Annotated in this window: 11 protein-coding genes; 4 read left to right on the forward strand and 7 right to left on the reverse strand. The window is 43.4% G+C overall.

What is annotated here, in order from left to right:
• Positions 1–51 precede the first annotated feature (51 nt).
• On the forward strand, positions 52–366 hold the full coding sequence (locus NLX74_RS09915; RefSeq protein WP_025722639.1) for a helix-turn-helix domain-containing protein: 315 nt from the start codon (positions 52–54) through the stop codon (positions 364–366).
• Positions 321–1,205, forward strand: a complete 885-nt coding sequence (locus NLX74_RS09920) for an IS3 family transposase (RefSeq protein WP_134902449.1) — start codon at positions 321–323, stop codon at positions 1,203–1,205. The genes NLX74_RS09915 and NLX74_RS09920 overlap by 46 nt, the downstream gene beginning before the upstream one ends.
• A 91-nt stretch (positions 1,206–1,296) precedes the next feature.
• Here NLX74_RS09920 and NLX74_RS09925 read toward each other — a convergent pair whose 3' ends face one another.
• Positions 1,297–1,890: a chloramphenicol phosphotransferase CPT family protein gene (locus tag NLX74_RS09925; RefSeq protein ID WP_044649152.1), complete on the reverse strand. Its 594-nt coding sequence runs from the start codon at positions 1,888–1,890 to the stop codon at positions 1,297–1,299.
• A gap of 266 nt (positions 1,891–2,156) precedes the next feature.
• The gene (locus NLX74_RS09930) at positions 2,157–5,303 is read right to left on the reverse strand and encodes a cyclic peptide export ABC transporter (RefSeq protein WP_254328588.1); all 3,147 of its coding nucleotides are present in this window, start codon (positions 5,301–5,303) and stop codon (positions 2,157–2,159) included.
• 567 nt (positions 5,304–5,870) lie between these two features.
• Here NLX74_RS09930 and NLX74_RS09935 point away from each other — a divergent pair.
• Positions 5,871–6,287 carry a hypothetical protein gene (locus tag NLX74_RS09935; protein WP_254328589.1) on the forward strand — a complete coding sequence of 139 codons (417 nt, stop codon included), beginning with the start codon at positions 5,871–5,873 and terminating at the stop codon, positions 6,285–6,287.
• Between the two features lie 380 nt (positions 6,288–6,667).
• Positions 6,668–7,237: a hypothetical protein gene (locus NLX74_RS09940; RefSeq protein WP_254328590.1), complete on the forward strand. Its 570-nt coding sequence runs from the start codon at positions 6,668–6,670 to the stop codon at positions 7,235–7,237.
• A gap of 253 nt (positions 7,238–7,490) precedes the next feature.
• On the opposite strand, the gene NLX74_RS25820 is transcribed toward NLX74_RS09940, so the two are convergent.
• The 5 genes from NLX74_RS25820 to NLX74_RS09960 all read right to left on the reverse strand — a co-directional run.
• The gene (locus tag NLX74_RS25820; RefSeq protein ID WP_367997032.1) at positions 7,491–7,796 is read right to left on the reverse strand and encodes a 4'-phosphopantetheinyl transferase family protein; all 306 of its coding nucleotides are present in this window, start codon (positions 7,794–7,796) and stop codon (positions 7,491–7,493) included.
• 162 nt (positions 7,797–7,958) lie between these two features.
• The gene (locus NLX74_RS09945) at positions 7,959–8,207 is read right to left on the reverse strand and encodes an acyl carrier protein (protein ID WP_254328591.1); all 249 of its coding nucleotides are present in this window, start codon (positions 8,205–8,207) and stop codon (positions 7,959–7,961) included.
• Positions 8,208–8,212: 5 nt separating this feature from the next.
• Complete coding sequence (locus tag NLX74_RS09950; RefSeq protein WP_254328592.1) at positions 8,213–9,217, reverse strand: BtrH N-terminal domain-containing protein; 1,005 nt, start codon at positions 9,215–9,217, stop codon at positions 8,213–8,215.
• 1 nt (position 9,218) lies between these two features.
• A complete protein-coding gene (locus NLX74_RS09955) occupies positions 9,219–11,459 on the reverse strand; it encodes a type I polyketide synthase (RefSeq protein ID WP_254328593.1) in 2,241 nt (746 codons plus the stop codon).
• A partial coding sequence (locus tag NLX74_RS09960; RefSeq protein WP_254328594.1) for a non-ribosomal peptide synthetase occupies positions 11,456–12,794 on the reverse strand: 1,339 nt, incomplete at its 5' end. The genes NLX74_RS09960 and NLX74_RS09955, both read right to left, overlap by 4 nt.

The raw sequence follows: 12,794 nt of genomic DNA on the forward strand, positions 1-12,794 counted from the left end.
ATTGGAATAAACCCCTGGTTTATCCGATGAAATCTAAGGGGTGCATTTTTTATGCCGGCGAAAAAGGGAACAAAGTTTAACGAGTATACGTTTGAAACCAAGGTAGAGGCCATACGACTCCATATTGAAGAAGGTTGGACGTATCGTAGACTCATGGAGAAGTTTGGAATCGCAGATCGACATCGATTAAAAGAATGGATGCGCAAATACAAGCAACTCGGTGAATTCGGGCTCATGGACCAGCGAGGACGGCGTAAGGAGTATATCGACCAGGATAGGTATGTACAGAAGCTGAGACGGGAAAATGACATGCTAAAAAAGTGTTTGGAAATCTGGATACAGGAGATGAAGCACACAAATATATAACCATTGAGAAAGCTGCGAAAGACTATCCTATTAGCAAACTGTGTACGCTTTTCAAAGTCTCCAGAAGTGGATATTACGCCTTCTTAAAGCGTAGAGGAGCAGATCGAGATCGGGACGCGAAAGCACTTGTGAAGAAAGTGTATGAGCAGTATAACGGGGTCTACGGCTATCGCCAAATTCAACTATTTTTGCAGCACGATCATGGAGTCTGGATGAACCATAAAAAGGTACTCCGGCTCATGCAGGTCTTGGGAATCCGCTCACAAATTCGCCGGAAACATCGCTGCAACTATGCTTCCTCTACGAAAGGTCGTGTGGCGAAAAATCTGCTAAAACAGGATTTCAAGGCGGACAAACCTAATCAAAAATGGGTCACAGATATCACGCAATATCGTGTGGGGGATTGCTGGCTATATCTGTCTGCGATTAAAGACTTGTTCAATAACGAAATTATCGCGTACCAGATGAGCCATAGAAATGATAACGAACTGGTTTTACAGACGTTTCGACAAGCCTTTAAACAGCAAAAAGACGTGACTGGCCTCATCGTTCACAGCGACCAGGGGTTCCAGTACACGTCCCATGCGTACCATGACATGCTGCCAAAGGTTGGCGCCCGGATCAGCATGTCTCGCCGAGGCAATTGTTATGATAATGCCTCGATGGAGAGCTTCTTCTCGCATCTCAAAACGGAAGGGCTCTACCCATATGATATCCGAAATATGGACGGGGCACAAAGGAGAATAGAAGAATATATTCGATTTTACAACCAATGTCGACCACAACGAAAGTTAAATAAGCTGCCTCCGAAAGAGTATCGGAAGCAGCTTATAGCCTAGGGGCTTTTTTCAGTGTCTATAAAATGGGGTCTTGACCAAATCATTGATTGGGGGTTGTTTTGTTTTAGGCGTTATCTGATGGATACGCCATCTAGGAAACACTAACATTTCTTTTACGTAATTTCTTAAATACCGAGTATTCCTTATTGGACTTAATAAAACTTAATATCTTTTCGGCACATTCTGTTGGATTCATCTCTTCCGTATTTACTTCGAGGTCATATTCATCAAAGCAATATATTTTGCTAAACTGTGAAGCTGCTAGTCCAATCTGTCTATCCTCTCTTGTTTGCTCTCTTTTTATGAGTTCTTCTTCCGAGCATATTACACCTATAAATAACGTAGGCTGATCGAAAAATTGATCAAGAAACTCATTAAACCTCTTGTCATTGTCGATTATGGTATCTGCTATTACATTAAAACCCAATTCTAATAACAATTTAATTGTCGAATGGTACACTGAGAATATGGAATCATGAAGTATTTGTGAGACAACTTGATGATCTATTTCTTTTGGAGGATCATCTGGAAATTTATTATTAATAAAATCATAGTAATTATTAAAAAAATCATCAATTGATAAACGATAAAAAAGGATCTCTTTCTGATTTATCAGTTCAGTCGATATGGAGGTCTTTCCGGAACTTGAAGCTCCATTTAGAAAAATTAATATCCCTTGCTTCAATTTAATCATCCCTTCAAAAAATAATTATTTCGTATCTTTCAGATAACGTTATATTCACAAAGTTCATTAAATTATCCAACTCAGAAAATATTCGAACGATTGAAATATCCTGCTAGTTATTTAAACGAACTGCCGAAGAATCACGGCTACCTCACTTTTTCTCCCCTAGTATCGTTTCTTGTACCGTTTCTTCAGTTATTGGAACTTTTCAAACTCATTTTTTAACCAGCCGTTTGGAACATAGTAAGACACCCTTCCTTAATAGATTAGCCTGCGAACGAAACGACCGACGTTACCGCATCTCCCATTTCCATCTTAATCAGCTTGTCCGCCACCCCAAAATACCGGTCGTCATGTGTGATAGCAATGACGCATTTGCCTTGCCTTTTAAACTCCGGCAAAATCGTGTGGTAAAAGACACTTCTGAACTCCGGATCCTGATCGGCCGCCCATTCGTCGAACAAATAAAAGGGGCGATCTTCCAAGCGGCTTACGAGAAGCGCCAGTCTCTTTCTTTGGCCAGTAGACAGCCGAATCGTGCTGAACTGATTTCCGGAAACATGCACTTTATCGTCAATTTCCAGCGCCCTCAACTCTTGATTGATCCGATCATTCAATTCGTGGACTTCTAGTCCGTACAACTTTTCGAATAAGTGAAAATCGCTGAAAACGGCCGAAAAATATTGTCCAAGTTTCTTAGCCGAAACCTGATTGCCGTTCAGCAGAATTTCTCCCTCGTCAGGCTCATACAACCCGGTGATCAACTTGCCCAACGTGGATTTGCCGCTGCCGTTTCCTCCCGTAACGAATGTAATTTCCCCTGAGCGAAAGACGGCGTTAATCGGACCGACCGCGAAATGGGTGTCCTTTTGGTTTTTGTAGTTAAACGCGACGTTTTTCAATTCCAATTCGAAAGGACCGCCAGCGTCGGCAGCTGGCAGGTTCTCAACTGTCTCTTGAGAAACCACGGCCGACAACTCCTGCTCCAAACCGTTCAATCGTTTCCAACTGATTCGAACTCCTATCATGCTGGGAATCGAGTTCAATATGCCGTGCACGGGCGCGGTCATATACAAAAACACGAAAACGTAGGACGCCAGTGATTGGCTTTCGATGCCCTTGAATAATATGGGAAAGAGAAACGCCACGATGCCGATAACCGCCGTAAAAAGCAATTCCCCGATCACGAATACGTTCGCAAAGTTCAGATCTCCCAATATCCGCTTTGAACGATACGCCCAAGTGCTCGTCTGCACATCTTCTTTGAACTCGTTTTTCTTTTGATTATTAATGCTAAGTTCCTTATATCCGTGGACCATATGATCGATAAATCGAAAGAACGTATTTTGGATGTCCCGGGTTTGTTCCCACAACCGATTCGCATATCTTCCTGTGATAAAATAGAGCCCTGCCGCGACGAGGATGACCACTATCGAGATGAGCAGTCCGCTAAAATTGATGACACCCAAATAAACAAAGCAGCAAACAAGGGTGAACAGGCTTGTGAACCCGGATATCAAAATGTTAATTCCGCCGCTTATCACTTCCGTATCGTTGTTCAACGAAGCGAAGATGCGATCTTTCCCGACTTTCTCGATATTTTGATAGGAAGCACTCAAAATCTTATCGATCAAGCTGGTTCTCTTGCGATAGATCATGTCGTTCGTTAGATTGATGAGGCTGGTCCTTACGACTCTTTGACCGAAAACGTACAGAATAATGCCAGCAACAAAAAAGGCGAGAAGTCCCACCTGAAAAGTACCTTTCCGGTTCAACGCTTCGTTCACGATAAAAATAACGACGGCGTTGCCGAATCCACTCATAATGCTCGCAATCAAGACTGGAAAAAAAGAGCGTTCTTTTTCCTTCGGAAAAAGCGACGAAAGCAGAAGCGCAGCCATATACAGTAATCCCGCCGCGCAAATCGTAACGATCGCCGAGATCAGGCTTTCTGGAGCCCACACCTTAATGAACGACCAGGGCAAATCGTTAAAAAACACGTTCGGAATGAAATAAATGCAACATCCCAAAAGCGCCAACGCGCACACGCTTATCGCCGTTTTGCGCACGACTGAATGGGAGTCGCTCTTCCATCTTCTTTGCTTTCTCACGATTTGAGAAATCTCGATGAGCAAATATCCTAACGAGAGTAGGCTGAACGGCACCAATACTCCCATGACGGAAACTGCGACTTTATCGACGCTGAGGTAGATGTCGGAGGTCGAGCTGATCGGCTTGTTTTGTTGTAAAATATCCATAATGCCCTGGCCTAACGTATTCGTATAGGCGGAGTTGAGATTGGCCAAAATGGCAACGCCCAGTTTCTCTTCTGGCCGGAATACGATAAAAGACGAATAATTCGGATTACTGCCCCCGTGGCTCAGTTCCCCCGCAGCTTTCTGGAAAACGGACCACCCCGCCCCATAAGATGAACCGTCAATATTGGGGTATACGGAACGATCCGGCGTATGCGACTGCTCGATCAACGAACGGAATGACGAGTCTTCGCTTCCGATTCCCAATTGGATATTGAGCCACTTCGCCATATCGACGCTATTCGTCGTCAAATATCCCGCGGGCGTATTCCCCCGGTATCTTGGGGCATCGTACGGCTGAGCTCGCAAAAAACCAATTTTATACCCGGTAGCCAATGATTGATTCACTGCTTCGTCCTGTGACAAGTAAGTGTTCTCCAAACCAAGCGGCGTCAGAATCCTTTCTTTCATATAGTCCTCATAGGATTTGCCGGAAACTTTCTGAACAATTAAGCCCAAAATATCGTAATTAATCGTGGCATACTGAAATCTTTCGCCCGGATAAAAATCCAATCGGCCTCCGGACAAGTTCTGAACAGTTAGCTCCAATGCGCCGATATCGTTCGATTTGGGAATGTCGCCGATCGTGCGGAATGAAATTCCGCTCGTATGATGGAGCAGCTGCCCGATCGTAATCTTAACGTCTTCGTCGATTTGTTGACCTCGATATTCCCCTTTGTAGCGCATCTTGAACCATGGCAAATATTTTTCGACCGAAACATCCAGTTTCAATAGTCCCTGCTCCTGCAACTGTAGAACCGCCAGTCCGGTAAACGCTTTGCTTGTCGAGCCGAGCTCGAACAGTGTTTCGGACGTCACCGGCTCTTTGCGTTTCACGTCGGCGTATCCGAATTGCTTCTGATAAGCAATCTTCCCATCTTTAACAATAACGACTGCCGTACCTGGAATTTTACCTTTTTTCATCTGTTCATGAATCCAAATATCAATTTTCTCGGTTTCGTCTTGAGACAATGTCGGTGGCGGATTAACCGGAGCCGGAACGCTCGCGCTCACGTTCGAGCACATTGAAGGCAGCCACCACATACTAACCGCTAGCAAAAAGAGTAAGCTTGTCTTAGTAATTGTTCGGTACCCCATGAGTCACCTTCTCTTCTCGTTCTGTTTTGGTGGTACGTTCCCTTTAAAAAGCACTGGGCACCCTCTATTTGGACACAGTGAATTTAATCGAGAGAAGACAAAAAATGATTAATTTTGTAAAGAAGATCATTTTTTGTCCCACAAAATAAATTTATCCGGAAATTTCGGTTGTGCTGCGCAAACAGAAAGCTTATATTCCAACTCCAAATGATATTGCTAGAAGAAATATGACATAGGGATCGTAGTATTGGAAAAAGAGTTAAAGAAAATCTCATTTTATCTCACACGAAATCCAAAGGAATCTAAAGGGAGGGATAATCCCCTCCCGTCGGTTTTAATAGCCTCTCGGCATTCGCCGAGGCAGTTGGGACAAGGCTTTCCCTGCCGTATCCCATGTGACTTCCTCCCACTTCTGTAGAGGGATTTTTTAGGTCATCCACAACTCCAATTGGAAAATAAATCGGAGATCGTGACGTTTTTTTCAAAAAAGCCTTGACTTTGAGCCCATTTTTCCAAAATCGCGTGGGAAGGGTCTGTTTTTCAGCTCACTACTCGAGATTGGAGTGTTTGAAGCCCATTTTCATTCCGCATTCGGACTATCAAGCTTTTGTTCTTCTACACCTTCGTTCGTCTTACGGCTCCGGTGTTGTTCCCATTTCCAAGGATTGGCCTCTGGGCCGTCAAACTCTGGATGACCGATCTTTCAACGGTCACGACTTTGCTCTTCGACGATTATTCTCCTCGGGGGCAATCCCCCGTGATCCCGCATCCCTATTCTGTTCTTACCTGCCTCTTCTTCTGACGAATCCTCATATGGGCATTACCGAATGGATCAACGAGATGAAACGTACGCCGATTTATGCCATTCTGAGCGGCTTTCCCTTGGATTATCTTCCTGGCGTCAGCACGTTCTATGGCTTCTTCCGTCGCCTTTGGCCTGCCGTAGATCAGAATCTCAAGCCCAAAAAACAGCGGCAACGCTAAGGAAAAGCCAAAAGAGGAAAGAAGAAAGGCGAGAAAGCTCCCACCACGACTTCAGGCAGAGTCGAACGCTTGACGAAATGGATGATGCGTCATGCCGATGCTAGAGCGTCTTTGCCTGCAGATCGGCTATTCGATTTCTTCTAGTCGCAGATTCTTGCGGTTTCGGCATGTTGGGTCTGCTCGGGGATCTCTCTGCACTGAGCGCCGCCAGTGATGGTACACCGCTCGTCACTACCGCTTATCCCCGGAGCAAATCTACTTGCGATTGTCATGCCCGCGGTATAGCTGAATGCAACCATGTTCGTCTGTACTCCCAGCCCGACTGCAACTCGGGCTGGGATAGTGCCCGGGAGAAGTACTTTAACGGTAACCACCTGTACATGATTTCCGCATCGGACAATCCACACGATTTGCCCCTGTATCCAAGACTTCAGCCTACCTCCCGGCATGATGATGCGGTCAGTCTCGTCATGAACACGGATGAGTTCAAGCAACGTTTCACCTTGGGCACGGTAGACAACATGCTTCTGGATGCCGCTCACGACGCGGAATCCATTTATCTTTTGCTGGAGCACCAAGGCATGAAGCCCTTTATTGATCTGAACGTTCGTTCCAAGAAAAGCACCGTCAGCCCAAGCGCGAGTGAGATTCAAATCTCTCCTCGCGGCATCCCCATTTGTCCCAACGGTCACCCGATGAAGCCCAATGGCTCCGACAGCAAACTCCAACGCCGCAAGTGGAGATGCACACCCACCTGCGGCTGCCGAAAGCCAAGATTGGCCGTACCTTTTACACGAAAACCCGTGATGATCCCAGATTGTTTACGAAAACGCCGCGCGATTCGGAAAAGTGGAAGCTGGTTTACAAGCGTCGCATCTCCATTGAGCGTTCCAACAAGCGGGAGAAAATCGATTACAAGCTTGAAACTGGTCGGCATCGCTCCACGATAATGTGGTATATGCGCGTGTACGGCACTATGATCTGCCAGCATATGGACGCTTGGTATGTTAGCCAGAAGGACGAATGGGACAAACTGAAACCCACGATTTGCCCAACAGCCGCCTAATTTTTAAAAAATACTGTTTGGACAAATGGGTGGAGTCTGTCTTTTTCGAAACTGGTTTTCATTATCCATAATTTCCAGCGCTAATTCCCTTATTCCCTACGTCATCTCCCCTTTAACACCTGTCTAATTCCGAGAGGCTATTTTATATATGCTTCCTTTAGTGTCCACAATCTGAAAAAATATTCGAGTCTACATTCTGGGGAAATCGACATCAAATCGGAATACTCATATGATGAGAAATGTCGGTTAGCAATATCTAGATCGATAGGACTCATTCGTTCGACATCAATACCTATTGATCCAATATCCACTGCCAATGCTACCCAATTCCCAGAATGAGAAACATTGAATTTCCATTCTGAGTCAACCAAATAGGGTTTTCCATTTGGATCCATCCATAATATAATATTCAGTTCTTGATTACTGTAGTTTATTAGAGTCATAAGACAAAACGAGTTAATAAATCAGCAATGATAGCCCGTTCTGCATCTTCAATGTTGTAATAATATTTAATTCGCGCTTTTTTTCCGCAGATACATATTTCAAACAACATTCTATGGATTGATGTGTCATCGTTAAAGGGATCTTTACAACGTGAATATACATCAATGAGCCCTCATTCTGCTTTCAATATATTGGATGATATCTATGCAAGTATTGAATTTATCTATCACCAAATCTTCATCTTCAAAGGAAATTCCAAAATGCGCTTCAACAGCAACAACAAGCTGGATAAATAATATTGAATTCAGTCCTAGAACAATTAAGTCTTCATCTAGATGTTGATCAATATTTAATTGGACTCTTTCCTCAATAAGCTTGATAAATTCATTTTTGACATCTAACTTAGCCATGTTATTCAGCTCCTTATGGACCAGAGTTCTTGATAGTATTGATATTCAAGTTCTAGAATACGAGACAACTGGTCTGATATAGAAATGAAAGACTTTTCATTGTAATTTTGAGAATAGTATAATTTTGCTATAACTGCGCGAATATCTGTCCAAGAGGACACTATAGAATCGATTGCAATTTTGGCTTTTTCAGGATTCCCAAAAAAAACAAGCAGTTTGTATTGTTCGGCCTTTTTGTCAAAAATTATATCATTTAGATATTTAAGCCACTTAAATGTATAATCAAGTGAAAAAGGAGTTCTTGTCTCAGCTCGCTGAGAAAACCAAGCAATGAATGAGTCCAACTCTGTCAATCCGTTTAGAATCTCCTGTTTTTTATTTAGAAGCAAGTTCAGATAAAAATCTGCTTCCTCGGACGAATTCAAATTCTTAACATTATATCTATCCTCATTCAAATAAAACTCACAATAGGTTTCCTGAATATCGAAACTATTTATCAGTTGATATCCTTCATAAGCCTTATTCAGATCTTCCATCGGAAGGATTCGATTCTCGTAAGAGAGGTGTTCTTTATTTTTATGTTCAATAATATGATAGATTTGTTGGTCCTGATCATACCCATGTACAAGTAAAGTGTGAGGAAAATGTATCTTGTTATAAGTATCGTTGCGAATGGATAAGTAATAACAGTCGACCCACAATAGAATTGGTCTTTCTCTTTGAATCGCTTTGACAATTCTCTCATGCAGATTATTGGCGTATCGTATACCTTCAGTGCTAATTCCGATGTTATCTAATATCTCCATCAATGTATGATCGACATCGGGTCTGCTCTGGCACAAAAGCCCTTTAGCATCGTTCAATATTTTGTATACATTAACGTCATACGCCAAAATGGATGAAATATTCTTATTCAAATATATTAACGCTGGGAACAATGAATGAAAGTAGCAACTCTTATAGAAAAACTCGTTAAAACCCGATATCGGTTCTAGTATTTTCGATTTCATGTTATGCTCCGCCTTTGTCAATGTTTAGTTCTAAATTTTTTGCAATTTGTTCGAACGTCAGGCCAGGTTCAATGACTACGCCATCAATTGGGACTTTCAACTTTTCCAGCTCTACTTCACATTGAATGACTAGAAGAGAGTGACCGCCCAATTGAAAAAAATCACTATGGATGTTCAATTCTTGAATATCCAGTAGTCTTCCCCAAACTGAGGCCAGAAGATATTCCATCAGTGTGTACTCTCCAGACAATCTCCCAAACAAACTGACTGAGTGATGGGCCAGTCCATCACTCTGGATCTCATTGTGCATATCGGGCCAACATCGACTTCGCATAAAAGGATAAATTGGCACACTAACTTTCCTGTAATCTTTATCTGTGTATAATAAACTCCATTCAATGTCGGCACCCAAAATATAAAGTTTAGCGAGCTTTGTAAATGTGAAGTCGACCATCTGCTGAGCAGATCCTATGACAGAAATGAGTTTATTTGCCTGAAGAGAGAATAGTTCCTGCTCAGTAACAGCAATATCTGCCTCCGACCGTTTTGACTTCAAATCCGGAACGACGTTATGAACTCCGTAGTAGATTTCATTATGACGAATGGTAGACATTTCATTGTTGCAGATCCAATCCAGCTTTTCGATGAGTTCCTCTTTTGAACTTGTTTTAATAATCAATCGATGTGAATAATGGAATCTTCCCCAATTGGCCGTAAAGCATATGTCACCAAGATCCCCCTGTTCCAAGGTATTAATTAGAAAGGTGCGGTATACATTGACAAGTTGTTTAAGACCTTCTGGAAACATGGCTGACAATGCAAGAATATATGGACCTTTTTCAACAATGGGGTTTGGCTCTGAAGATATCGACTCTTCTAGCACAATATGGCAATTAGTTCCACTAAGACCGAACGAGCTGACTCCACAGCGGCGCAATGCTCCTGGTTCAGTCTCCCACTCAGATAGCTTGTTATTAACATAAATCGGAGAATCGACAAATTCAATATTTTGATTCGGTCTCTCGAAGTGCAGCGATGGTGGCAACTTGCGATTTTTCAAAGCAAGAACAGCTTTTATAAAACCTACGATTCCTGATGCATGATCCAGGCTACCGACATTCGACTTAACTGAACCAATCGCACAAAACTGCTTCCTATTTGTAAATTTGCGAAAGGCGCTAGTGATTGCTTGCACCTCAATAGGATCGCCCAACTTAGTACCCGTTCCGTTCGCTTCAATATAGCTAATCGTTTCGGGGTTAATTTCTGCATCCTGCCATGCCTTAAGAATAACATGTTCCTGCGCAGAGCCATTTGGCGCTGTTATGCTAACCGAAGTGCCGTCTTGATTCCAGGCGCTACCCTTAACGACTGCGTAGATATGGTCTCCATCATTGATCGCCTGTTGAAGAGGTTTTAACAATACTGCTGCTGTTCCCTCGCCTGAACCCATGCCATCTGAACGATCGTCGAATGTTTTGGTAAAACCGTCTGATGATTTAATTCCCGTATGATGTCCATCACTCGTCGAATCTACCGGTAGGGCAATTATTTTTACCCCACCGGCTATTGCCAGGTCACATTCTCCAGACCGAATTGATTTACAGGCAAGGTGAATCGCAACGAGCGAGGAAGAGCAAGCCGTATCTACAAGCATGCTCGGTCCCTTGAGATCTAGAAAGTAAGAAATTCTGCTGGCGATAATTGACTTAACGTTTCCCGCCATCGATAATGCTGGCACGTCTGAAAGAACTGTTTTAAGATAATGCTTATACTCCAAAGCAGAATCGCCGCTGTACCCCAAAAATACGCCCGTCTGACTTCCAGACAGTCTCCTTCCGCCGTAACCCGCATCTTCTATAGCTGCATAGGCCGTTTCCAAGAACAAGCGTTGATTGGGATCGATCAAATTAGCTTCTATTCGTGAAATCGAAAAGAACTGATGATCGAATTTGTCGATTTCATCTAGGAAAGCGCTTCGACTAAATAATAGCTTGTCTTCCTCACTGCTTTCAGAAAATAAAGCGCGCCGGATATCGTCTTTTCTTGCGTCTGGAAATTCGCGAATATCGTCATTTCCATTGCATAAATTTTGCCAAAACAGATTAACATCATTAGATTTGCCTATGCGACACGATAACCCGATAACAGCGATATCTTTGTTCGAAATCGTTGTGAGCTGAATCTTATCATTCTGTGACAAGGGTGCATTGATTTCGAAATCAATTAATTTCTTTCTCAATTTTTTTCCTCACTTTCACGTAGGTATTGAGCCATTGAAAGAGAAATTAGGTCGGAATATGAACGTATCCAACTATGAATAGTATGGAGCTGCATTTTCCCAGAATCATAGTCCCATTGGAGGGATATGCTCTTTCCGGATTGTTTAAGGCGAACTACAAGATTGAATATACGGTTTAACTCGGTGGAAGAGTTTTTTGATGTTGTGAAGGCGGCATATAGTTCATTTCCCAGACGTTCCAATCGCATATGCTGCCATTCGGACCGGTTTACCCTGAAGCCGGAATTCGCTTTTTGTTTACCCACCGAATTGAACAGCTCATGTAGATTCGATATGGATGAAAGGTCAATTGCTATTGGGACAGCTATGTCTGGTGCCGACATACAAGCAACGGATACTTGATCAGTATTGGCATATTCAGAAAACAAATAGAGAAACAATGCTAGCAAAACGGACTCTGTATCCACTCCTGACTGCTTTGAAGCCCACATAATATAATGCACTTGAAGTTCTGTCAGACGAAATTCTACAGTGTCACCCGGTGTGTATGCACCGTTAGTGAAAACCTCCTTACTAAATCTAATTGGTGATAATTGGAATGTGTTTTGCTCTTTGCTGAGCAGGTTCTCGATATGTCGGGCAAGTTGTCGAATCGTTGGATAAGCGAATAAATCAACTATGGATAATAAGTCTGGAAAACGTTCGCTTAAACGACCATGTACTTGAATCAGCAAAATCGAGTTGCCTCCAATTTCGAAAAAATTACCATTTACCCCAATATGCTGTCTGCCGATCACATCCCTCCATATGTCTAGTAATGCAACTTCATATTCATTTGAAGGAGGGGTTTGCTGTTCCATTTCGAAGGAATAATCAGGCTTCGGCAATGCCTTGCGGTCGATCTTGCCGCTAGGTGAGAGCGGCATCTGGTTCAGATGCACGAAGTACGCCGGGATCATGTACTCCGGCAACAACGTAGCCAGATGCGCCCGTAATTCGGCGACAGACAGGGCTTCACTGCTAACGTAATACGCGCACAGGTAGGCCTGTTCCCTTTGATCACTCTTCGACATGACTACAGCTTCCCGTACCGCTTCGTGTTCCATAAGCCGCGTCTCCACTTCCCCGCACTCGATCCGGTAACCCCGAATTTTGACTTGGTGGTCGATTCGGCCCAGATACTCGATGTTCCCGTCCGGCAGCCATCTTGCCAAATCCCCAGTCCGGTACATTCGCTCTCCCGGTACGAATGGATTGGTGACAAACTTCTCTGCCGTCAGTTCCGGTCGGTTCAAATAGCCGCGCGCTAATCCCTCGCCGGCGATGCATAATTCT

The sequence above is a fragment of the Paenibacillus sp. MZ03-122A genome (genome assembly GCF_024213325.1).
GTDB lineage: Bacteria > Bacillota > Bacilli > Paenibacillales > Paenibacillaceae > Paenibacillus > Paenibacillus polymyxa_B.